Consider the following 20,979-nt stretch of genomic DNA (forward strand, 5'->3'; position numbering starts at 1 on the left):
CGATTGGGCTGCGCAGCAGCCCCGGCAATATCAATCCCATCACCACCCTGCTGACTTCCGTCAACCCCGCTACGCTTGAATCTTCCAGAATCACCCTTATCTATTGGTCATCTCAGGCAGGTTCATCATTACAGGTGCTGTCCATCGCTCCGCCTGCCCTTTAAAGGAAGGTATCCCCCATGCGAATAGACCGACTGACCAGCAAGCTGCAACTCGCGTTATCCGACTCCCAATCCCTGGCCGTGGGCATGGACCACCCGGCCATCGAGCCCCTGCACCTGCTGCAGGCGCTGATCGACCAGCAGGGCGGCTCGATCAAGCCGCTGCTGATGCAGGTCGGCTTCGACGTCAACAGCCTGCGCAAGGCGCTGACCAAAGAGCTCGACCAGCTGCCGAAAATCCAGAACCCCACCGGCGACGTGAACATGTCCCAGGACCTGGCGCGCCTGCTCAACCAGGCCGACCGCCTGGCCCAGCAGAAGGGCGACCAGTTCATCTCCAGCGAGCTGGTGCTGCTTGCCGCCATGGACGAGAACAGCAAGGTCGGCAAGCTGCTGCTCGGCCAGGGCGTGAGCAAGAAGGCCCTGGAAAACGCAATCAACAACCTGCGCGGCGGCGCGGCGGTGAACGACGCCAACGCCGAGGAATCGCGCCAGGCCCTGGACAAGTACACCGTCGACCTCACCAAGCGTGCCGAGGAAGGCAAGCTCGACCCGGTGATCGGCCGTGACGACGAGATCCGCCGCACCATTCAGGTGCTGCAACGCCGCACCAAGAACAACCCGGTGCTGATCGGCGAGCCCGGCGTCGGCAAGACCGCCATCGCCGAAGGCCTGGCCCAGCGCATCATCAACGGTGAAGTGCCCGACGGCCTCAAGGGCAAGCGCCTGCTGGCGCTGGACATGGGCGCGCTGATTGCCGGCGCCAAGTACCGCGGCGAGTTCGAAGAGCGCCTCAAAGGCCTGCTCAACGAACTGAGCAAGCAGGAAGGCCAGATCATCCTGTTCATCGATGAGCTGCATACCATGGTCGGCGCCGGTAAAGGCGAGGGCGCCATGGACGCCGGCAACATGCTCAAGCCGGCCCTGGCCCGTGGCGAACTGCACTGCGTCGGCGCCACCACGCTCAACGAGTACCGCCAGTTCATCGAGAAGGATGCCGCGCTGGAGCGCCGCTTCCAGAAGGTGTTGGTCGAGGAGCCGAGCGAGGAAGACACCATCGCCATCCTGCGCGGCCTGAAAGAGCGCTATGAAGTGCACCACAAGGTGGCCATCACCGACGGCGCGATCATTGCCGCGGCCAAGCTCAGCCACCGCTACATCACCGACCGCCAGCTGCCGGACAAGGCCATCGACCTGATCGACGAAGCCGCGAGCCGCATCCGCATGGAGATCGACTCCAAGCCGGAGGTGCTCGACCGCCTCGACCGTCGTCTGATCCAGCTGAAGGTGGAATCCCAGGCGCTGAAGAAGGAAGAAGACGAAGCGGCGAAGAAGCGCCTGGAGAAACTGACCGAAGAAATCGAGCGCCTGGAGCGCGAGTACTCCGACCTCGAAGAGATCTGGGCCTCGGAAAAGGCCGAGGTGCAAGGTTCGGCGCAGATCCAGCAAAAGATCGAGCAGGCCCGCCAGGAGCTGGAAGCCGCGCGCCGCAAGGGCGACCTCAGCCGCATGGCCGAGCTGCAGTACGGGGTGATCCCGGACCTGGAGCGCAGCCTGCAGATGGTCGACCAGCACGGCAAGACCGACAACCAGCTGCTGCGCAACAAGGTCACCGAGGAAGAGATTGCCGAAGTGGTGTCCAAGTGGACCGGCATCCCGGTGGCGAAGATGCTCGAAGGCGAGCGTGAGAAGCTGCTGAAGATGGAAAGCCTGCTGCACGAACGGGTGATCGGCCAGGACGAGGCGGTGACCGCCGTGGCCAACGCCGTGCGCCGTTCCCGCGCTGGGCTGTCCGACCCGAACCGCCCAAGTGGCTCGTTCCTGTTCCTCGGGCCCACCGGGGTGGGCAAGACCGAACTGTGCAAGGCGCTGGCCGAGTTCCTCTTCGACACCGAAGAGGCCATGGTGCGCATCGATATGTCCGAGTTCATGGAGAAACATTCCGTGGCGCGTCTGATCGGTGCCCCGCCAGGGTATGTGGGCTATGAAGAGGGCGGTTACCTGACCGAGGCCGTGCGTCGCAAGCCGTACTCGGTGGTGCTGCTCGACGAGGTGGAGAAAGCCCACCCTGATGTGTTCAACGTGCTGCTGCAGGTGCTGGAAGATGGCCGCCTGACCGACAGCCACGGCCGCACCGTGGACTTCCGCAACACCGTGATCGTGATGACCTCCAACCTGGGCTCGGCGCAGATCCAGGAACTGGCCGGTGACCGCGAGGCACAGCGTGCGGCGGTGATGGACGCGGTGGGCGCGCACTTCCGTCCGGAGTTCATCAACCGCATCGACGAAGTAGTGGTATTCGAACCCCTGGGCCGCGAGCAGATCGCCGGTATCACCGAGATTCAGCTTGGCCGCCTGCGTGGTCGCCTGGCCGAGCGCGAGCTGTCGCTGAGCCTGAGCCCGGAGGCCTTGGACAAGCTGATCGCCGTCGGTTACGACCCGGTGTACGGCGCACGGCCATTGAAGCGTGCGATCCAGCGCTGGATCGAGAACCCGCTGGCGCAGTTGATCCTGGCGGGCGAGTTCCTGCCGGGTGCGGCGATCACCGCGAAGGTCGAGGGCGACGAGATCGTCTTTGGCTGACCTGCAGTAAACGAAGAGCCCCGCGTAAGCGGGGCTTTTTTATGTGTGCTGTCCGGCTTTATCGCGGGGCAAACCCCTGATTTTCCGGCTTCCTAGCTAACTTGCTGAAAATTTTGAAAAAAGTGCTTGCACAAAAATCAGAGTGCCCCTAATATTCGCCCCGCTGTCAGGCACTGAGCAGATCGCCAGCAACACCGACGATCTGAAAATAACTTACAAATCAGTAAGTTGAACGAAAAAAAGTGGTTGACAAGCAAAACGAAGAATGTAGAATAGCCGGCCTCAGCAGCGACAACGCGAAAGCGGATAGCCAAAGAGATCGAAGCTAACACAGGCTTCGAAGCAGTAAAGATGTACCGAAGTTCAGTTCCGCGATAGCTCAGTCGGTAGAGCAAATGACTGTTAATCATTGGGTCCCTGGTTCGAGTCCAGGTCGCGGAGCCAATCTCGGGGTGTAGCGCAGTCCGGTAGCGCGCCTGCTTTGGGAGCAGGATGTCAGGAGTTCGAATCCCCTCACCCCGACCATTTTCAGGGTCGTTAGCTCAGTTGGTAGAGCAGTTGGCTTTTAACCAATTGGTCGTAGGTTCGAATCCTACACGACCCACCATGTAAAGAGGGCATCTCGAAAGAGATGCCCTTTTTCTTTGTCCGAGATTTATATCCCCGCCCTTTGCTACCCTGTGGCCTTTGCCCGCAGGAGTGCCCGCGCATGCCACTCAAAGCCAGTGTTTTCATCGCCACCAGCTTGGATGGCTACATCGCCCGTGAAGATGGCGGCCTCGATTGGTTGTTAGGGGCCACCCAGTCTGCTGACGACCATGGCTACGCCGGTTTCATGGCCGGCGTCGATACCTTGGTAATGGGGCGTGGCACCTTCGACAAGGTCATGACCTTTGGCGAGTGGCCGTATCCGGATGCGCGAGTGGTGGTGGTCAGCAGCACCCTCAAAGCACTGCCCCAGGGCGTATCAGAGCGCGTCGAGTTGCACCCGGGGCCGATCCCGGCTTTGCTCGAACACCTTCAGGCCACGGGCGCAAAGAGCCTTTACCTGGATGGCGGCAAGCTGATTCAGGGGTTCTTGCGTGAGGGGTTGGTGGACGAGCTGACCATCACCCGCATCCCCGTGCTGCTGGGGCAGGGGATACCGTTGTTCGGCGAGTTGGCGAAGGATGTGCTGTTGCAGCACATGAGAACGACCAGTTACGAGAGTGGGTTCGTGCAGAGTACGTATCGCGTGGTCAGATAAATCGCGTCAAGGTCATCGCTGGCAAGCCAGCTCCCACAGGAGCGCGCATCCTTGTGGGAGCTGGCTTGTCGTGGCGACGAACCGCAGCGAAAGGGCTGCAAAGCAGCCCTAGGATCTTGAAGCCTCAGTGCAGCTTCAGGCGCGGCTCGGTGCCCCGGCCAATCTTGCTGCCCAGCATCAGCATCAAGGTGCGGAAGGTCCCGTACAGCGCCATCTGGTGCATCCGGTACAGCGACACATAGAACATCCGCGCCAGCCAGCCCTCCAGCTTGACGCTGCCCATCAGGTTGCCCATCAGGTTACCCACCGCCGAGAAGCGCGACAGCGATACCAGCGAGCCATAGTCCTTGTACTCGTAGGTCGGCAGCGCCTTGTTCTCCAGGCGCAGCTTGAGGCTCTTGGCCAGCAGCGAGGCCTGCTGGTGCGCGGCCTGGGCCCGTGGCGGCACGTTGCGGTCGGTGCCAGGCTGCGGGCAGGCGGCGCAGTCGCCGAATGCGAAGATGTTGTCGTCCAGGGTGGTCTGCAAGGTCGGGCGCACCACCAGCTGGTTGATGCGGTTAGTCTCCAGGCCGTCGATGTCCTTGAGGAAGCCCGGCGCGCGAATGCCCGCCGCCCAGACCTTGAGGCTGGCCTGGATCACTTCGCCCGAGGCAGTCTTCAGGCCATCGGCGGTCACTTCGCTGACCGCGGCGTTGGTCATCACCGTCACCCCGAGTTTTTCCAGGGTCTTGTGCACCGGCACGCTGATGCGCTCCGGCAGCGCCGGCAATACCCGTGGGCCGGCTTCGATGATGGTGATGTGCATGTCTTTGGGCTGGATCTTGTCCAGGCCATAGGCCGCCAGCTCATGGGCGGCGTTGTGCAGCTCGGCCGCCAGCTCCACGCCGGTGGCACCGGCGCCGACGATGGCCACGCTGATCTGCTCGCTGGCCACATCTCCGGCGTGCGCACGCAGATAGTGGTTGAGCAGTTGCTGGTGGAAGCGCTCGGCCTGCTTGCGGCTGTCGAGGAACAGGCAGTGCTGCGCCGCCCCTAGGGTGCCGAAGTCGTTGGTGTTGCTGCCCACGGCGATCACCAGGGTGTCGTAGCCGATGGTGCGCGCAGGCAGCAGCTCACGGCCCTCGTCGTCGAGGGTCGCGGCCAATTGAATCATCTTGTTTTCGCGGTCCAGGCCGCTCATGCGTCCCATCTGGAAGTTGAAGTGGTTCCACTTGGCCTGGGCCACGTAGTTCAGTTCGTCTTCCGAGGAGTTCAGCGAGCCGGCCGCCACTTCGTGCAGCAGTGGCTTCCAGATGTGCGTCAGGTTGGCATCAACCAGGGTGATCTCGGCCTGTTTGCGCTTGCCCAGGCTTTTACCCAGGCGGGTCGCCAGTTCCAGGCCGCCGGCGCCGCCGCCGACAATCACGATGCGATGAGTCATGGGGATATCTCACAAGTTTTACGGAATTCGTGGACACAAGGTCCGGCCGCATCCGGCATGAGGGGCGGGCGAGCGCAAGGCAGCTCATAGCACCAGTCCACTCAGCAGGCGGCTCAACAGGCCCAGACCGATGGTCACGGCCACCACCAGCAGCAGGAGCAGCCACGGCCGGAAGGGCCGGCGCTCGACTTGATGCTGGGGGGCGCTCAGATACTCATCGACGCGACGCTGATCTTCAGGATTCAGGCGGCTGGTCATGGTGGGCCTCGTCAGATAGACGTTCGTGACTGCGTGTACGCCACAGCGTTCACGCAAACGCATGGGTCGAATGATAATGCTTTCTATCCCTGGCGCCGAGTGTACGTGATCGCAAAGACACCCGGCACTGGATCAAAGACTGATGCCTACGTCGAACACGATGCTGCGCCCCAGGTTGCCGCGCAGGAAATCCGGCGCGTCCGGGTGGGCGAACAGCACCCGGGCGAAGGTCGGCCCCACCAGCGACAACGACCGCCAGCCCTGGCGCAGGTACTCGGTGGGCGGCGGGAAATGGCTGTTGAGGTCGAGCACCTCGCGCTTGAGGCTGGCGAAGGCGATGATGTCCAGCTCGCTCAGGTCCAGCCCGCGCTCGCGGTAATTGTGCGACTTCTTGCGCAGGGTCGGCGCCAGGCGCGCCAGCAGCTCCTGGGCACTGATGCGCCGGGGCCGTTGCTCGCGGCGCACCAGCTGGGCCAGAGAGAAGGCGCTGCGCCGCCGTTGCAGCTCCTCGCGCCATTCGTCGTTGAGCCGGCGGCCCTCGTCGAGCACGAAGAACACCTCGAACGCCGCGTCGCGGAACAGCACGTCCGGCGGCTCTTGCCCGGCCGGCGTGAAGTCCTCGCTGCGGTAGGGGATGTTCAGCCCTTGCAGCAGGCGCTGGCAGACCCAACGCTCGCGCTCCCATTTGCGGGCATTGGACAGGAACGCATTGGCTTGCTCGGCCTGGATGGTAAGCAGGCGGAGGTAGTCTGAGTCATCCATGGGGACAAGCTTAGTCGCTAATTGATGACGGTAAGATGCTGTTTGTGCGTAGGAATCAGCCCAGCACCAGCCATTGCTGCACCACCCCCAGCAGATGCAGCAGCCCGCCGCCCAGGCAAATGGCCGAACTGACCGCGATAAACCGCCGGCTGCGCCCGGTGCCGGCCAGCACCAGCGGCCCCAGCAGGCCGCGCGCCAGGTACACCAGGGTGATCAGGCAGATCACCGGCAACAACAAGGGCAATGGGCGCATCAACCCAGCCGCCGACAAGGCATAAGCCGACCAGACGAGCAGCACCGCCGCGATCGCCGCAGTAACCAAGGCGGGGTAGGCGCGCCCTTGCTCCGCCGCCCTGGCCATGCGCTCGCCGGCGCCGAACAAGCGGTACCAGCGCGGGCCAATGGCGATCACCGCCAGGTGCAGCACGCCGGCGATGGCGCTGAACGCCGCGCCGAGCAGCAGCGGCAGGTTAAGTCCTTCAGGCATGGCGGATGCGTCCTGCATCGAAAGGAGGTGCCAGCCTATAGCAACAGGCTGAAAGGGAGAATGGGTGTAGACTCAGGCTTGTCCACATGGCCGACAGGGATATTGTTCAGGTGATCAGTGCACAAGTCTTGTCCAGCACCAGCCTTACCCTTGGCTGGATAGGTTACGTGCCCCTGCTGATCTGGGCCGCCAGCCGCACCCGCTGGGTCGAGCTGTTCACCGACACCCGCCGCCAGCACCTGCTGTTCGGCACGGTGTTCTGCCTGTTCATACTCTGGCTGGTGCGCCGCGACTTCGATACCGGGGTGTCGTACCACTTCATCGGCATGACCGCCGTCACCTTGCTGCTGGACTGGCCATTGGCCGTGCTCGGCGGCTTTCTCGCCCAGCTCGGCCTGTTGCTGATGGGCCGGCAGGACCTTGCCGCCATCGGCGTCAACGGCCTGCTGATCGTCGGCCTGCCGGTGCTGGTCACCGAGGTGTGCGCGATCCTGGTCGAGCGCGCCCAGCCGCGTAACCTGTTCGTCTACATCTTCTGTTGCGGGTTCTTCCCGGCGGCGTTGACGGTGTTGCTGTGCCTGATGGCAGGGCTGGGGTTGCTGTGGATGGACGAGCGTTTCGCCATGCCGGAATGGCTCAGCGACTTCGTTGGCTACCTATGGCTGATGATGTTCCCCGAGGCATTTATCAACGGCACGGTGATCAGTGCGCTTGTGGTGTTCTGCCCGGAGTGGCTGGAGACCTTCAACCGCAGCCGCTATCTGCAGGCCCCGTGGAAGGATGAAGAGAAGTGATGTGAATGGCACCGGCTTTGCCGGTGATCGCGGGGCATCCACACCACCGAACCCTGCTTAGTGCCGCGGCTCCAGATCCCCCGAATACAATTCGTCCTCGGACTCCTCCGCCCCGGCGATCTTGTGCTCCTCGGCCGCCCAGGCGCCCAGGTCGATCAACTTGCAGCGGTCCGAGCAGAACGGCCGGAACGGGCTCTGCTCGCCCCATTCCACGGGCGCCCCGCAGGTCGGGCAATCAACGGTCATCGGCTGGCTCATGGCTGGCCTCCTCGTAAAGTCAGGTAAAAGTGGTGCAGGCGGTCGATCTCGTCGTGCAGCGATTGCAGGTCACGATCGTTGACCACCACGTCATCGGCATGGCGCAGGCGCTCTTCCCGGGCCAGCTGGGCCTTGAGAATCGCCTGCACCTGTTCCGCGCTGGTGTTGTCGCGGGCCAAGGTGCGTTGCACCTGCAACTCGGTCGGCGCGTCGATCACCAGGATGCGCTGGGTCTTCTGGTGCTGCCCCGACTCGATCAACAGCGGCGAAACGTACACCGCATAGGGCGTCTCGGCCTTGGCCAGGTAGCTGAAGATCTCCTGGCCGATCAGCGGGTGCAGCAGTTGTTCCAGCCATTGCCGTTGGCTCGGGTCGGCGAAGATCAGCTGGCGCAGGGCGCCACGGTCGAGCTGGCCGTCCGCCTGCAGCACGCCTGCGCCAAAGCGCTCGACGATGCTGGCCAGGGCAGGGCGCCCCGGCTCGACGACCCAGCGCGCAGCTTGGTCGGCATCGACCAGGTGCACGCCCAGTTCGACGAAACGCTCGGCGGCGGCGCTCTTGCCGCTGCCGATGCCGCCGGTGAGGCCAAGAATCCAGGGAGTGAAGGGCGCTGTGCTCATCAGGTTCCAAGCAGTTGCAGGTATGAGGCGACTATTTCATCACCCCAGAGCAATGCGATCCACCCCGCAATGGCCAGATAAGGCCCGAAAGGCAATGCCGCGCCCATTTGCGTGCGCTTGAAACGCACCAGCGTCAGCCCGATCAGCGCCCCTACCAAGGAGGCCAGCATCAAGGTCAGCGGCAGGATCTGCCAACCGCCCCAGGCACCGAGCATGGCCAGCAGCTTGAAGTCGCCGAAGCCCATGCCCTCCTTGCCGGTGATCAGCTTGAAGACCCAGTACACCGACCACAAACTCAAGTAACCCGCCACCGCGCCCCACAGCGCATCGCTCAGCGGCACCAGCAGCCCGAAGGCGTTGACGATCAACCCCAGCCACAACAGCGGCAGCACCAGCACATCCGGCAGCAACTGATGCTCGGCATCGATCAGGCTCAAGGCGATCAGCCCCCAGGTCAGCAGCATTACCCCCAGCGCCTCGACGCCCGGCCCGAAATGCCAGGCCACCAACAACGAGAGCAGGGCGCTGCCCAGCTCCACCAGGGGATAACGCACGCTGATCCGCGCCTTGCACCCGGCGCAACGCCCGCGCAGGGCCAGGTAACTCAGCAGCGGAATGTTTTCCCAGGCGCGGATCTGGCGCTGGCAGTGCGGGCAGCGCGAAGCCGGCAGGCACAGGTCGAAGCGCTCATGCTCGGCCTGCGGCAGCCCCAGCACCTCCTGCGCCTCCCGCTGCCACTGGCGCTCGAGCATGATCGGCAGCCGGTACGCCAGCACATTGAGAAAACTGCCCACCAGCAACCCCAGCACTGCGGCCAAGGTATGGAAGAACGGCGGATGATCGACGATTACGGTCCAGGCATTCATGTTCAGATCAGGCTACCCAACTGGAAGATCGGCAAATACATCGCCACGACGAGGCCCCCCACCAGCAGCCCGAGGATCAGCACGATGGCCGGCTCAAGCAGCGTGGTCAACTGCTCCAGCGCCTGGCTCACCTGTTCTTCGTAATGCAGCGCGGCCTTGTCCAGCATCCGGTCGAGGGCACCGCTGGCTTCGCCCACCGCCACTAGCTGGCGCAACAGCGGCGGGAACAGCGCATCCGCCTCCATCGCCTGCTGCAGGCCCATGCCACCAGCCACATCCTGGCGCAACTTGAGGATCGCCCGCTCGTGCAGGCTGTCGCCACTCACCGGCGCCACCGTGGCCAGCGCATCCAGCAACGCCACCCCGGCGGCATAAGAGGTCGCCAGGCTACGGGCAAAGCGCGCCAACGCCGCCTGTCCGAGCAAGGTGCCCACCACCGGCACCCGCAACATCCCGCGCAATATCCACAGGCGCGCCGGCAGATGCCGCCGGTACAACGCCTGCACCCCAAACCCCAGAGCAGTTATCAACAGCACCAACCACCCAAGGTGATTGCCCAGCCCTGTGGATAAATCGATCACCCACTGGGTGAACGCTGGCAGTGCCTTGTCGAAACTGGCGAACAACCCCTGGAACCGCGGTACCACCTCCAGCAGCAACAACGCCGCCACCCCCAACCCCGTCAGCAGCAACAGCGCCGGATACAGCATCGCCTTGCGCACCTTCTGCCGCAGCGCCTGGCGCTTCTCCAGCATGGTCGCCATCTGCTCCAGCTGCCGGTCCAGCGTGCCCGACTGCTCGCCCACACGCACCAGGTTGCAGTACAGCGCATCGAACCACCCCGGATGGCGCTGCAAGGCATCCGCCAAACCCAACCCCGCAGCCACATCCTGTTGCACCCGCGCCAGCAACGCCGCCATGGCGCTGTTCACCGTGCTGCGCGCCATCACTTCGAACGCCTGCAACAGCGGTACCCCCGCCGTGAGCAAGGTCGCCAGCTGGCGGCTGAAGCCAGGCGCATCCGCCTTGCCCGCCCGTTGCGGCCAGCGCCAGCGCAGCCCACCCGCCAGCCGCACCCGCGTCGCGCGAATCCCCTGCTGGCGCAACCACGCCTGCACGAACGCCGGGCTGCGCCCAGTGTGCTGGCCCTGTTGCGGCGCGCCGCTGGCATCGACGCCTTCCCAGACGTACAGACGGGTGGAAGCAGGCATGGCGAGAGTCCTTTTGCGCGGGGGCGAAAAGCCCGGTAACAGCTTGCCCGGCCTGCTGCCGGGCGCGTTTCCCTGTGGCTCACTAGAGTAGTCCAGCGACGATGACGCCCCGCCGCGCAGGGGTGACAAAAGGTGTCGGTTCAGGCCTACTGCGCGCCTGCCGGCCGGGGCGCGCCACGATGAAAGCGCCCGCCGCGCCTCCACGTATCACGAAGGAAGACCGTTCATGAAAGGGCAACGAGGTATCACCCTGATCGAACTGATGATCGTCGTCGCGATCATCGGCATCCTGGCGACCATCGCCATCCCCATGTACACCAACCACCAGGCCCGCGCAAAGGCTACCGCCGCGCTGCTGGAGATTTCCGCGCTGAAGACGCCGATGGACGTGCGCCTGAACGACGGCAAGGACGTGCCCGACGTCGCCAGCCTCGGCGGCCAGCCCGCCACCGCCCATTGCGCGATCACCGCCAGCGGCAAGGCCGCCGACGGCACCGCCAGCATCGCCTGCACCCTGGCCGACGCACCGGCCAATGTGCTGGGCAAGACCGTGACCCTGGCGCGTACCCAGGCAGGCTGGACCTGCGTGACCACGGTGGAGGAAGACCTCGCCCCCAACGGCTGCACGGTGCAATGAAAGTGAGGTGAAACAGGGGTTTGCGTAACCGACATGGCAATGGTACGTTGCGCAACACGCCGGTGTAGCTCAGTCGGTAGAGCAGCGCACTCGTAACGCGAAGGTCGCAGGTTCGATTCCTGTCTCCGGCACCAGTCCAGGTTCCAGTGAAGGCTACTAAAATCTCTGGAATCCCCGTAAAACCCGCCTTCTGGCGGGTTTTTTCGTTATGGCGTTCCGTCGGATTCCGACAGCTGCCAGCCGATTTAGGGGTAAGGTTTGGGATAAAGTCGATTCGATAAAGGGGTTTACCCTTATGGCTCGTACTACTGCTCCCCTCACTGACACCGCCTGCCGCTCGGCCAAGCCTACTGACCGCCCCTACAAGCTTTTCGACGGTGACGGTCTTTACCTCCTCGTTTACCCCAATGGCCGCAAAGGCTGGCGTTTCCGGTATGTGAAACCGGATGGGCGAGAGGGGCTGACCTCGTTTGGCAACTATCCCATCATCGGACTTGCAGATGCTCGGCAGAAGCGTCTGGAGACCAAGCGGATGCTGGCTGAGGGCATTGATCCGATTGCGTCCAAGCAGCAGGCCAAGGCCGAGGCAGTTGTCAGAGGCCACACATTCGAACGCGTTGCCTTGGACTGGCATAAGGAAATGTCCGTGAAGTGGGCGCCGGGCCATTCTAGGACTGTGTTGAGTCGCTTAAAGACTCACGTATTCCCGCTGCTCGGCGCACGCGCCATCGTTGATCTGGATACCTTCGACCTCATGCAGCCGCTGGAAGAGATCAAAAAACGCGGCACGATCGATGTGGCCTTGAGGGTGCAAAACTACCTACAGAGCATCATGCGTGAGGCTAAGCGGCAGCGGCTGATCACGGTGAACCCTGCAAATGATCTTGAGGGCTTCATCAGCGCGCCACGGGTTACGCACCGGCCTGCACTCCCGCTCTCTCGTCTGCCTGAGTTGATGGACCGCATCGAGAACTACAAGGGACGCACGCTCACTCGGCTGACCGTCATGCTGTCCCTGCATGTGTTCGTACGCTCCAGTGAATTGCGCTTCGCACGTTGGAGTGAGTTCGACCTGAAGCGCGGTATTTGGGAGATACCTGATACGCGGCCCGCGTTAGACGGCGTTCCGTACTCGACCAGAGGGACAAAGATGGCGGGCGACATCCACCTTGTCCCGCTTTCACCGCAAGCGGTGATGTTGCTCGAACAGATTCATGCGATCACGGGGTACTTCGACCTGGTGTTCACCAGTGACGCTCGCTCGTGGAAGCCTATGTCCGAGAACACGGTCAACAGCGCTCTGCGGAATATGGGTTATGACACCAAGACCGAAATCTGCGGGCATGGCTTCCGGTCCATGGCGTGCAGTGCCTTGGTCGAATCCGGGCTGTGGTCAGAGACCGCTATCGAGCGGCAGATGAGCCACAGGGAGCGCAACAATGTTCGGGCGGCGTATATCCACAAGGCTGAGTTCCTGGAGGAACGGCGAATGATCATGAGTTGGTGGAGCCGTTACCTCGAAGCGAACCGGCAGGAGCATATCTCGCCACATGAGTTCGCGAATCAGGCCGGGGCAAACGTTTCTAGCCTCAGAGCAAGGCGTGGCGCAGTCGAGTGAGTGCACGGCTTTGAAGTTTCGATGATCCGCTTTCCATGCGGGTCCATCCAAACAGGGCTGCAAAGCCGCCCTGTTTGGATGGACCTCACCTAAAAAATCAAAAGCACCCAATCGGCCACCGGAAACCACGGGATTCCGTACACGCCCAACGTCATTTTCAACTGCAAAATCCAGCGGGCGAGTCGCTTGACCCTCTCGAATTGCGGGCGTAGAAAAGACCGTGCAAAGGCTGTCGTTGACAGCACTCCAGGTGACCCGAGCCTTCAAGGTCACGCCGCTCTCGCGGTGGTTCTCCCCAAGGGCGATTCGCATCCGGCAGCTCGCCCGGTCACTACCCATGTGATGGATGCTCTTACACATATAGCGCTCGTGCGCCAGACAAACCGTACCTCGCTGCCCTGCAGCAACCTATCCGCTTGGCCAAATATTGCGCCAACCTGTGCCCGTCTATTTCTTCTGGAAAGAGACGGGCACTTCTACCACTGCTGCAGCCCTTATCGCACATGGCTTTGCGGCATTCCCCCTCGTGACAATCGGCGTGACAAACGCTGATGTCACCAGCAACAGCGCTGTAGATGATGGTGCCGCAGACCACGGAATGGAATGCACCTGACTGACAGTCAGGCATGCCCCGGTCATCGCATTGCTGCTTGCACATGGCTCAGGATCTTCAGGCGCTGGTCTCGTCAGCCAGTGCTGCCTCCACCCGCCCACCGGTAACGGTGTTCAGGAGGCCAGATCATGAGATACCCTTGCTCCCGGACGTAAGGAGCCGCCAGTCCCGCGTTAGAGGACATCCCCACAGGTCGCAGGGGCCTTGATCCCTGATAACACTCAACATTCTTGGCGGGATGACGTGGGGCGAGGATCGAAGACCAGGCGATGAGGTGATTCGACATGGCGTTGGTGGGTAGACGCGATGGCCGTAATTTCGGCTACGGCAGGCAACTGAGCTATGCAGGGCCGCAGGCGTTGAAAGACATGTTCGGCGGCGGCCACTACGGCACAGTCAAGGCGCACAGTGATCGGTGGCAGGCATTCGTGAAGTGGTGCCGCTCCGAACAGGGGCCGGGTATCAATGATGCGCGGCAGATTGATCGGAAGGTATTGGCGGACTATGCGGCGTATCTGCGCGATGTTATTAGGCGCGGTGACCTCGCCATCAGCACCGCGCAAAATCGGCTATCCAGCGTTAACAGAACCATGGCGGCGCTTCGCGGTGATCAGTACGTGAAATTGCCCAGCCCGAGCAAGGCGTTGGGTATGCAGCGCACCGGGGTTCGCCACTCGGTGCCACAAGGACAAGATCGCGAGCACGTGAAGCAGATCGTCAATGCACTTTGCAGCCAACATCATCAACGCGCCGCCGCGATTGTTCTGTTGGCGCGAGCCACCGGCATGCGCTTGCGTGAGGCCATCTTGGCTGACCTGCCACGGCTAAGTGGTGAGGCTGAAAAATTGGGCAAGATCAACATCCAGGATGGCACCAAAGGCGGCCGCTCCGGGGCCTCGGCGCCACGTTGGATTACGGTAGACAACAATGTTCGAGATGCACTTTGGTTTGCACGGCAGGTGTCGTCAGCGGGTAGCAGCAACCTGATAGCCCCGGGCGAAAGTTACCTGGACGTTCTGCAGAAAGTCGTCCGTCCGGCGCGCGACATCCTTCATGCCCACAACCTCAAAGGTTTTCATGAACTACGGGCGGCCTACGCGTGCGAACGCTATGAGCAGATCACCCGACTTCGCGCGCCTATCAACGGTGGTAAATGCTGCCAGATAGATCAGCGCCTTGATCGAGATGCCCAAAGGCAAATCAGCTACGACCTAGGGCACGGTCGTGTCGACGTGGTTGCTGCGTACATTGGGGGGCGGGCATGAGTAAGCCGTTCGATATGGAATTGTTCTTGGCTGGCGTGCTGAACGGTTCGCACGCGACCCGGCAACGCCATTTGCGACAAGCAAAGCTTATCCAAGTTGAAATCGCAGAGCGCTGGCAGCGAGAGACGCCTTGGGCTTGGCAGAGAAAGCATTTGGCTTGGTTTCTCGAGCATCGCCTAGGCCGGCGCAGTGAGGCGACGCGCTATTACTACGTGCTGACTATGCGGGTGCTTACTCGCCGGTTAGAAAAGGCATGGGTATTCGCCCGCTAAGCGAGGAGCCGTTATTGTATAGTCGCGGTCGGCAGCAATCGACCCAGCGGACATTCACAGATGGATGATTCGCCAGAAGCAGCATGGAGGAAAAAGAACGGGGCTTTCCTCTCCAGATAATCGATGATGAGCAAAGCTGCGTCGAAGAAAATTTTATGAGGTCTTCATGCGGACGCAGTTAATAACCGGATTGTAAGTTAGCGGTTATCTCGCTCTAGGCTTCTCCATTCGAAGTTACATGGACATGCGAATCCCTCGTCGAGGATTGTCTAAGAGCTGCATCCACGAAAACTTCACCATTTTGCATCCGTAGGACTGTGGTTAGTTCATATAATATTCCGTTATAAGTAAACTTAAGGTTTTTGGGGTTGTTGTATTTTCTTAAAGTAAATTGATATGGTTGAGAGTCGACAAAGCTAATTTGTATGTAGGCATATGGACCATTGTCCCCTTGTAGGAAGTCCATAAAACCTACGTAGAACTCAGGGTTCTTAGGGTGCCAGATCTGCTTCACCATAAGCTGTCTTGAGTCGCTTTTCAATGCGGAGTCAACAAGTTCGGCTTTCTCTGTTAATTCGCTTACGGTCGATTCCAGCTTCCTGAACTGTGCAATCGGAACGTAGCCTGCCTCGACCTCTTTCCTAGGCAGATAATCCTTCTCAACATCAACTTTTCTTAAATAATTCTGCTCTAGTTGGTCATTTGTGATGTAGGTGCCGTTCTGAAGGATTTTTGAATTGGTTTTTTCCAGCACCCAATCGGTTTGCTTTAAGCCCATCTGGTAAGCCCCCGCAATCGAGGTCAGTAGAAAAGCCAGGATTAAGCGTTCAGATTTCATAGCAAACATTGTTGAAAAGATCTCTGTATTATTTTCAGCAAAAGATAAGTGTTGTCACTCAGCGGGTGTGCGCAGGGCGTAGCTATATTCCTTGGTTTGCCAAGGTATATCTGGCGGCGACCATCGATCTTCGATAAAGATTGCGGATGTAAGCATTACTGGCTGAATAACAGGTTCGCTAACGCTCATCAAAACAGCACATCTTGGGAAGCAAGGTGCGATTAGGCGACCGGTCGGCCACTGAAGGTAAAAATGTGCTCGCCATCGTCGGTATACGCGACGGAAGTCCCGTTGCGGTCGTAAAAATCCAAGCTCATGCAGAATTTCCATCCGAAAGGGAGAGGGCAGGGCACTGCTGTGCCCTGAGCTCTGTTAAGCGGTCAACTTAATTGGCCGCTTTAGGGCGAATGACGATGCGGAACGGCTGGCCGTTTGCACGTCGAATCACCTTGCCCGATTTGGTGGTGATGGTCATACGATAGATGACCTCGCCTTCCCCCTCGGGTTTTTCGAACAGCTCAAGCTGGGACATAGAATGTCTCCTGTGAGGCGGCTCGAACACAGAACTCGCTCCCTTGCGAAAGGAGCCCATAGGGGCTACCATCCACAAGCTTTTTCCACAAAGCGCGAGAGACATCTGGAGCCAGTTCAGACGTCTTTTCCCGAAGGCCGGTCAAGTTCGTACCTTGACCGGCCTTTCTGTTTCTGGCGTTCTGAGATCCCATCCATGCCTCCTTTTTGAATCGCCTGAGGTGCTATGGATAGAGATGTATAACGACCATATCCAAAGGCTATCATCATCATTTTGATTACGTCAAGCGCTCGTGTGCTATGATTGACTATCAGATGTGCCCGACCGGATGTTGGGTCAGCAAGGCAGGTAAAACGGTAAGCCGGAGAGCAAATGATTGATTTGAGCGAATACAGCCAAGCGCAACGGGAGCGCCTGGTGTACATAGATTTCCGCCTGTACTTCACGGGAGCCGTTTCAAGAACTGATCTCATGGAGCGATTCGGGGTGGGGGCTGCAGCTGCCACCCGTGATTTCGCGCAGTATCGGGAGATTGCTCCTGAGAACACTGAGCTCGACACTGTGACCAAGCATTACGTGATACGCGAGACGTTCTCGCCTTTAATCGCGCACTCGCCTGAGCGAGTGCTCACGGCACTTTCCCAAGGGTATGGATACGGCCTGGATGGAGAGAAGCCGCTAATCTTGAACGAATCCGTTTCGCTGCTCAGCAAGCCGAAGGTGGAAGTTTTGGCGCCGATCTCGCGCGCGATCAGCCTCAACCAAGTGGTAAAAATTAGCTATACCTCGGGATCAGGCGAGTCTGAACGGGAAATCGTGCCGTTCGCGATCAGTTGTGATGGCTTGCGCTGGCATGTCCGAGCGTATGATCGGAAACGCCGGAAATTTGTGGACTTCGTTTTAGCTCGAATCGGCAATGCTCAGACTCAGTGGGGTGTTAAACCCAAGAGCGAAGAAAACCAAAAGCACGATGATCAATGGAATCGAATGCTGGATCTCCCCCTCGTGCCGCACCCTGATAAGAATTATGCGCAGATAGTGATGCTCGACTATGAGATGCCTGGCGGCGTTCTCAGGCTTCGAGTACGCGCTGCGATGGCAGGGTACGTCCTGCAGCAGTATCACGTGGACTGCTCACCTGACCACAGCATCGAAGATAAGGCGTACCGCCTATGGCTCAGTGATCCCTTGATTCTCTATGGAGTGGAAAGCTCAGTGTTTGCGCCAGGATACAAAAGCCCGAATGGCGGTCTGGGCGGGAGCGATAAAGTTGAAGCCAGTTAAAGAGCTGCGCCTGATGTAAAGTCACAATCAAGTATAGTAAGCGGCCTTTCCATCCAATGGCGTGAGACAAGCGGCCGCTATTCTAAATAATAGCCGATCAGTGGGCTGGTTAATATATTGTATTTTTTGCCATCTCCTGCCACAGGATCTTCCTGTCTAGCTCTTGTCCTTGGTATATGACTTTTCCAAAAGTATCATCTACCAATCGTCGCCCTTTCTCATAGATATGAACGTGAATACCCAGTTCCTGGGGTCTGTCAGCTGTCCATAGAACGGCTGGAGTAGAAGACCAAACCTCGAATCTAAGTCCGGTGTACTCGTCCATATTAAGCGTGCGTTCTGGGACTATATATTTGTTGCTGTTATTGAATTGATCATGCAGAGGTTTCAGTGGTGTTGATACAATTTTTCCTTCACTCCATACGCTGTCATTGCCACAGTTCCCACAGAAATGTTTTGCGTGTGGTGTATTGGCGAAACTGCCTAAATCCAAGTGAGGATATCCGCATTTCTTGCACGTCACGCATGCCATTTCTCGGTCATTTTCCAGTGATTTAACGAACTCAAACGCAGCAGGCGGCGTAATCTGGATTTGGGTAATTTCGCTACTCGAAAATAGCCCTAGGTTTTGATTGTACGAGCACACGATAGCGTCAAAATCTCTGTCTAATAGCTTTTTGTTGTCGCCAGAAAAACGCTTATGCACATGTATTTTTGGTGCTCTCGGGACTATCATGTCACTGGAGAGTGCTGGCGGTAATGAACACCAAACGCCAATTTCCTCAAAGTCGTTAAAGTCCACTACCAACGGGTCTACTACATAGCTCATCCCCATAAGGTGATTACTACAGGTTACCTCCCCGGTAGGAGGCACGGCAGCAATGTCCGCTTTTGTACCCCAATGGATTTGGTGGGTCTTGCAATACCATCTATCTGCGCCATTTCTGAATTTTCCACATGGAACAATATTACAAGGCAGTACTGCATTGTCGCCGGATTTTGCCGTGAAGCTACCGAAAACTCCTTCCGAATTTACAGCGATATTTCCGATTGTTCTTCCAGGCGCCCAACATATCGCTGAAGCAGTAGAATACTGTTCAGGGCTATCTTCCTGTTCGCCCTCATTACAGTATTTTCTAATGAAATTTTTTTTTGCCATCCCCGTGCCGGGGTCAGACCATTCGCACTCCCAAACCTCAACCTGCCCTGTTTCTTGGTTTAATTTTCGCGAATAAAACATTAAGTAATCCTTTGTCCTGATAGTCAGGTTTTTATAGTGTTGGAGTGCTAGTTTCGTGCTTCGTCTAGCCACCTCTAGGCTGTGCTGATTTCTGGGTTGACCACGAACCTATGCACACATACAAACATCCGGGGAGGGGATGGCTAAAGGGCACACGATTCGATTGAAGCAGGTCCACAATCGGAGTTCAAGGTAAACCCGTATCCTGCCCGTGCACCCCCTATAAATTAGGCGTCTGGACTGATTGGGGGCCTCGACAACTGGATGCATCGGCCGCCCACCTTGGCGCCTGTGGGCCCAGGCATTTTTACGGGTTCCTGACAGCTGTTAAATTTCCATTTATACTCCTACGTGCTCATCCTTTTCTATAGGGTCGTAGCGGGGCGTGCGTTGACTTGATGTTTGAAACAGATTATCGCGTTAATGCTTTATCAGCTTCGAAGGATAGGAGCAGGTTGCAGGTTGAAGTCCCACAAATCAGGCGACATATCTGGTTTGATTTTTTTGACTCATTAATTATTTATATCTGGTAGGCGGATAATGCTTTTTGTTGTAATGCTAGGAGGTAAACATCCTAGAGCGAAAATTGAAGTCCACGACGTGGCCTTTGTAGCCGCTGATAGCCTAGAGGATACGTATCCTCAGCTCAGACAGAACTGGTTTGGAGCTCCCGTAGGCCTTCATATTGATGCATGGATGGCGGTTGATGGGGTTGAAGGCTGGAAAGTAGAACTTAGCCCTCTAGCTCCTCGCCCCGGATCTCTCCGTTTGTACTTCATCAATCTTGGCGGTTATGAGGATAATTCCTTCGGCGAAGCACACCACTATTCGCTGATAGTCGCGAAAGATAAGCGTGACGCGATGAGCCGTGGTAAGCGCCAGATATTTAAGCATTGGGCCCAACCTCATACCGATAACTTATTTGATGTAGACGACTGTTTGCCGATTGATGCGATAGACGGACGTTACGTTCATTTGGTTCCGGAGCCACACGACGGCATAACTCAGCGCAATGACTACATTGTCCTGTCATAACGATCCGTTGAGTTTCCTTAGCATTAAGGTCCGCGAAAGTTAGCTGAGCAGAAACCACTGAGGGTCCAGGCCATCGCTTATCAGATCGCCAACCGCGATGAGTTGCAAGCCATGCTGAGCAGGGCCTTGGCTATATTGCCATGGCTCGTTGACGCATTTGTCTTATTGGACAAACGCAGGTTTAGCTAATTTATCACATGCAACCTTGATGTCTTACGGAGTAGGACCTACAGGTTCTGACATCGTCTTGGACTGACTCCGTCTAGCCTGTTTTCGGTCTTCACTGCGGGGCAAAAATGGGCCGTTTGCTGCTCTCCCCGTGGGCAGTCTGCTAATGACCCAGAGGTGGAATCACCTGTGTCACGCCAGCAATTCGTGTCCAAAATAGTCATTTACATCCTGCTATGGATTCTTTTCACAGGTGCGAGAAATCGGTGAGTGACTGGGGGTAGTTTTAGAGATAGCAAGCTGTATCCCCACACATAATATTCATCAAATTCAACCGCTTGTGTATTGATACGATTCCTGTCTCCGCACTATCCGTTTCAGCTTCATGTGATGAGGTTGGACCTGTCTCTGGATAGGTCTGCTACCCATTCTCTACGATGTAGGCAGTTTCCCGCAGCATCCATCGCCTTTTCCCTGCGCTCCTAAGCTTGCATTAGCAGCCCCCAAGGCATAAATTCCCTCCGTCGCCGAAGCATCGGCGACGCGACCTTGGCCGGTCGGAATCGAAAGGCGCAGCAGCGCCCAGTCTTCATCGCAGGCGCTTTTTTTGTGCCCGCGATGTCGCGTCATGGCGGTGGTGCGCGGGACACCTTCGGGTGTGCCGGGCCCCTTTCGTCCCGGTCGGCCAACCCGCGTACTGCTGCCACCTAAACTTGCTTGGCCGCGAGCGGTGGCAGTTCCACAACGAAAGGAACTCATGCATGACCACCAAGATACTGAGGATCCTCGCATCCGCTCTCCGCCGCCCCAC

The 20,979-nt window shown here is 58.8% G+C and carries 20 protein-coding genes and 4 tRNA genes; 13 read left to right on the forward strand and 11 right to left on the reverse strand.

The window, feature by feature from the left end; translation table 11 throughout:
• Positions 1 to 179: 179 nt before the first annotated feature.
• The 5 genes from clpB (at position 180) to OH705_RS06920 (ending at position 3,990) form a co-directional block, all read left to right on the forward strand.
• Positions 180 to 2,744, forward strand: coding sequence for an ATP-dependent chaperone ClpB (gene clpB, locus OH705_RS06900; RefSeq protein WP_023631670.1), 2,565 nt, complete (start codon positions 180 to 182; stop codon positions 2,742 to 2,744).
• A 368-nt stretch (positions 2,745 to 3,112) separates the two neighbouring features.
• Positions 3,113 to 3,188 (forward strand) — tRNA-Asn (locus OH705_RS06905).
• A 4-nt stretch (positions 3,189 to 3,192) separates the two neighbouring features.
• Positions 3,193 to 3,269: transfer RNA gene (locus OH705_RS06910), tRNA-Pro, on the forward strand.
• Between the two features lie 6 nt (positions 3,270 to 3,275).
• Positions 3,276 to 3,351 (forward strand) — tRNA-Lys (locus OH705_RS06915).
• Positions 3,352 to 3,453: 102 nt separating this feature from the next.
• Positions 3,454 to 3,990 carry a dihydrofolate reductase family protein gene (locus tag OH705_RS06920; protein WP_263160130.1) on the forward strand — a complete coding sequence of 179 codons (537 nt, stop codon included), beginning with the start codon at positions 3,454 to 3,456 and terminating at the stop codon, positions 3,988 to 3,990.
• 124 nt (positions 3,991 to 4,114) lie between these two features.
• Here the strand turns inward: OH705_RS06920 and OH705_RS06925 are convergent, their stop codons facing one another.
• From OH705_RS06925 to OH705_RS06940, 4 genes are all read right to left on the reverse strand, one after another.
• Complete coding sequence (locus tag OH705_RS06925; protein WP_038706812.1) at positions 4,115 to 5,410, reverse strand: NAD(P)/FAD-dependent oxidoreductase; 1,296 nt, start codon at positions 5,408 to 5,410, stop codon at positions 4,115 to 4,117.
• Between the two features lie 84 nt (positions 5,411 to 5,494).
• A complete protein-coding gene (locus OH705_RS06930) occupies positions 5,495 to 5,668 on the reverse strand; it encodes a DUF3094 family protein (protein WP_023631877.1) in 174 nt (57 codons plus the stop codon).
• A gap of 132 nt (positions 5,669 to 5,800) precedes the next feature.
• Positions 5,801 to 6,430, reverse strand: coding sequence for a DUF1780 domain-containing protein (locus tag OH705_RS06935; protein WP_038706811.1), 630 nt, complete (start codon positions 6,428 to 6,430; stop codon positions 5,801 to 5,803).
• 55 nt (positions 6,431 to 6,485) lie between these two features.
• On the reverse strand, positions 6,486 to 6,917 hold the full coding sequence (locus OH705_RS06940; protein ID WP_038706810.1) for a hypothetical protein: 432 nt from the start codon (positions 6,915 to 6,917) through the stop codon (positions 6,486 to 6,488).
• Between the two features lie 86 nt (positions 6,918 to 7,003).
• On the opposite strand from OH705_RS06940, the gene OH705_RS06945 reads away from it, so the two are divergent.
• The gene (locus tag OH705_RS06945) at positions 7,004 to 7,711 is read left to right on the forward strand and encodes an energy-coupling factor ABC transporter permease (RefSeq protein ID WP_023632865.1); all 708 of its coding nucleotides are present in this window, start codon (positions 7,004 to 7,006) and stop codon (positions 7,709 to 7,711) included.
• A 57-nt stretch (positions 7,712 to 7,768) separates the two neighbouring features.
• Here OH705_RS06945 and yacG read toward each other — a convergent pair whose 3' ends face one another.
• The 4 genes from yacG to OH705_RS06965 are packed head-to-tail and all read right to left on the reverse strand — an operon-like array spanning position 7,769 to position 10,666.
• On the reverse strand, positions 7,769 to 7,969 hold the full coding sequence (gene yacG, locus OH705_RS06950) for a DNA gyrase inhibitor YacG (protein ID WP_046854173.1): 201 nt from the start codon (positions 7,967 to 7,969) through the stop codon (positions 7,769 to 7,771).
• Positions 7,966 to 8,589, reverse strand: a complete 624-nt coding sequence (gene coaE, locus OH705_RS06955) for a dephospho-CoA kinase (RefSeq protein ID WP_038706809.1) — start codon at positions 8,587 to 8,589, stop codon at positions 7,966 to 7,968. Before coaE ends, yacG begins: the two co-directional genes overlap by 4 nt.
• Positions 8,589 to 9,455 (reverse strand): prepilin peptidase, encoded by an 867-nt coding sequence (locus tag OH705_RS06960; RefSeq protein WP_094011762.1) that lies wholly within the window; start codon positions 9,453 to 9,455, stop codon positions 8,589 to 8,591. The genes coaE and OH705_RS06960 overlap by 1 nt, the downstream gene beginning before the upstream one ends.
• A 2-nt stretch (positions 9,456 to 9,457) precedes the next feature.
• Positions 9,458 to 10,666: a type II secretion system F family protein gene (locus OH705_RS06965; RefSeq protein ID WP_267301558.1), complete on the reverse strand. Its 1,209-nt coding sequence runs from the start codon at positions 10,664 to 10,666 to the stop codon at positions 9,458 to 9,460.
• A 226-nt stretch (positions 10,667 to 10,892) separates the two neighbouring features.
• On the opposite strand from OH705_RS06965, the gene OH705_RS06970 reads away from it, so the two are divergent.
• The 5 genes from OH705_RS06970 (at position 10,893) to OH705_RS06990 (ending at position 15,071) form a co-directional block, all read left to right on the forward strand.
• Complete coding sequence (locus tag OH705_RS06970; RefSeq protein ID WP_102682141.1) at positions 10,893 to 11,303, forward strand: pilin; 411 nt, start codon at positions 10,893 to 10,895, stop codon at positions 11,301 to 11,303.
• Between the two features lie 58 nt (positions 11,304 to 11,361).
• A tRNA-Thr gene (locus tag OH705_RS06975) sits at positions 11,362 to 11,437 on the forward strand.
• 161 nt (positions 11,438 to 11,598) lie between these two features.
• Positions 11,599 to 12,921, forward strand: coding sequence for a tyrosine-type recombinase/integrase (locus OH705_RS06980; RefSeq protein ID WP_267301563.1), 1,323 nt, complete (start codon positions 11,599 to 11,601; stop codon positions 12,919 to 12,921).
• 897 nt (positions 12,922 to 13,818) lie between these two features.
• Positions 13,819 to 14,799 (forward strand): integrase domain-containing protein, encoded by a 981-nt coding sequence (locus OH705_RS06985; RefSeq protein ID WP_267301565.1) that lies wholly within the window; start codon positions 13,819 to 13,821, stop codon positions 14,797 to 14,799.
• Positions 14,796 to 15,071 (forward strand): hypothetical protein, encoded by a 276-nt coding sequence (locus OH705_RS06990; RefSeq protein WP_027918241.1) that lies wholly within the window; start codon positions 14,796 to 14,798, stop codon positions 15,069 to 15,071. The genes OH705_RS06985 and OH705_RS06990 overlap by 4 nt, the downstream gene beginning before the upstream one ends.
• 214 nt (positions 15,072 to 15,285) lie before the next feature.
• On the opposite strand, the gene OH705_RS06995 is transcribed toward OH705_RS06990, so the two are convergent.
• Together OH705_RS06995 and OH705_RS07000 are read right to left on the reverse strand one after the other, a co-directional pair.
• Complete coding sequence (locus tag OH705_RS06995; RefSeq protein ID WP_267301568.1) at positions 15,286 to 15,909, reverse strand: hypothetical protein; 624 nt, start codon at positions 15,907 to 15,909, stop codon at positions 15,286 to 15,288.
• A 385-nt stretch (positions 15,910 to 16,294) separates the two neighbouring features.
• Entirely contained in the window at positions 16,295 to 16,441 is a 147-nt protein-coding gene (locus OH705_RS07000; protein ID WP_177326693.1) for a hypothetical protein, read from the reverse strand.
• Positions 16,442 to 16,813: 372 nt separating this feature from the next.
• Here OH705_RS07000 and OH705_RS07005 point away from each other — a divergent pair, with 372 nt between their 5' ends.
• Positions 16,814 to 17,725 (forward strand): helix-turn-helix transcriptional regulator, encoded by a 912-nt coding sequence (locus OH705_RS07005; RefSeq protein ID WP_033696103.1) that lies wholly within the window; start codon positions 16,814 to 16,816, stop codon positions 17,723 to 17,725.
• A gap of 109 nt (positions 17,726 to 17,834) precedes the next feature.
• On the opposite strand, the gene OH705_RS07010 is transcribed toward OH705_RS07005, so the two are convergent.
• Positions 17,835 to 18,965 carry a hypothetical protein gene (locus OH705_RS07010; protein WP_267301574.1) on the reverse strand — a complete coding sequence of 377 codons (1,131 nt, stop codon included), beginning with the start codon at positions 18,963 to 18,965 and terminating at the stop codon, positions 17,835 to 17,837.
• Positions 18,966 to 19,505: 540 nt separating this feature from the next.
• Here OH705_RS07010 and OH705_RS07015 point away from each other — a divergent pair.
• Positions 19,506 to 20,000 (forward strand): DUF1543 domain-containing protein, encoded by a 495-nt coding sequence (locus OH705_RS07015; RefSeq protein ID WP_081784269.1) that lies wholly within the window; start codon positions 19,506 to 19,508, stop codon positions 19,998 to 20,000.
• Positions 20,001 to 20,979: the final 979 nt, after the last annotated feature.

The sequence above is a fragment of the Pseudomonas sp. BJa3 genome (genome assembly GCF_026343815.1).
Lineage (GTDB): Bacteria > Pseudomonadota > Gammaproteobacteria > Pseudomonadales > Pseudomonadaceae > Aquipseudomonas > Aquipseudomonas soli.

Bases quoted from the DNA above. Each gene is read 5' to 3' on its own strand.
- clpB (WP_023631670.1), top strand. From the start codon at position 180: ATGCGAATAGACCGACTGACCAGCAAGCTGCAACTCGCGTTATCCGAC.
- OH705_RS06920 (WP_263160130.1), top strand. From the start codon at position 3,454: ATGCCACTCAAAGCCAGTGTTTTCATCGCCACCAGCTTGGATGGCTAC.
- OH705_RS06925 (WP_038706812.1), bottom strand. From the start codon at position 5,410: ATGACTCATCGCATCGTGATTGTCGGCGGCGGCGCCGGCGGCCTGGAA.
- OH705_RS06930 (WP_023631877.1), bottom strand. From the start codon at position 5,668: ATGACCAGCCGCCTGAATCCTGAAGATCAGCGTCGCGTCGATGAGTAT.
- OH705_RS06935 (WP_038706811.1), bottom strand. From the start codon at position 6,430: ATGGATGACTCAGACTACCTCCGCCTGCTTACCATCCAGGCCGAGCAA.
- OH705_RS06940 (WP_038706810.1), bottom strand. From the start codon at position 6,917: ATGCCTGAAGGACTTAACCTGCCGCTGCTGCTCGGCGCGGCGTTCAGC.
- OH705_RS06945 (WP_023632865.1), top strand. From the start codon at position 7,004: ATGGCCGACAGGGATATTGTTCAGGTGATCAGTGCACAAGTCTTGTCC.
- yacG (WP_046854173.1), bottom strand. From the start codon at position 7,969: ATGAGCCAGCCGATGACCGTTGATTGCCCGACCTGCGGGGCGCCCGTG.
- coaE (WP_038706809.1), bottom strand. From the start codon at position 8,589: ATGAGCACAGCGCCCTTCACTCCCTGGATTCTTGGCCTCACCGGCGGC.
- OH705_RS06960 (WP_094011762.1), bottom strand. From the start codon at position 9,455: ATGAATGCCTGGACCGTAATCGTCGATCATCCGCCGTTCTTCCATACC.
- OH705_RS06965 (WP_267301558.1), bottom strand. From the start codon at position 10,666: ATGCCTGCTTCCACCCGTCTGTACGTCTGGGAAGGCGTCGATGCCAGC.
- OH705_RS06970 (WP_102682141.1), top strand. From the start codon at position 10,893: ATGAAAGGGCAACGAGGTATCACCCTGATCGAACTGATGATCGTCGTC.
- OH705_RS06980 (WP_267301563.1), top strand. From the start codon at position 11,599: ATGGCTCGTACTACTGCTCCCCTCACTGACACCGCCTGCCGCTCGGCC.
- OH705_RS06985 (WP_267301565.1), top strand. From the start codon at position 13,819: ATGGCGTTGGTGGGTAGACGCGATGGCCGTAATTTCGGCTACGGCAGG.
- OH705_RS06990 (WP_027918241.1), top strand. From the start codon at position 14,796: ATGAGTAAGCCGTTCGATATGGAATTGTTCTTGGCTGGCGTGCTGAAC.
- OH705_RS06995 (WP_267301568.1), bottom strand. From the start codon at position 15,909: ATGAAATCTGAACGCTTAATCCTGGCTTTTCTACTGACCTCGATTGCG.
- OH705_RS07000 (WP_177326693.1), bottom strand. From the start codon at position 16,441: ATGTCCCAGCTTGAGCTGTTCGAAAAACCCGAGGGGGAAGGCGAGGTC.
- OH705_RS07005 (WP_033696103.1), top strand. From the start codon at position 16,814: ATGATTGATTTGAGCGAATACAGCCAAGCGCAACGGGAGCGCCTGGTG.
- OH705_RS07010 (WP_267301574.1), bottom strand. From the start codon at position 18,965: ATGTTTTATTCGCGAAAATTAAACCAAGAAACAGGGCAGGTTGAGGTT.
- OH705_RS07015 (WP_081784269.1), top strand. From the start codon at position 19,506: ATGCTTTTTGTTGTAATGCTAGGAGGTAAACATCCTAGAGCGAAAATT.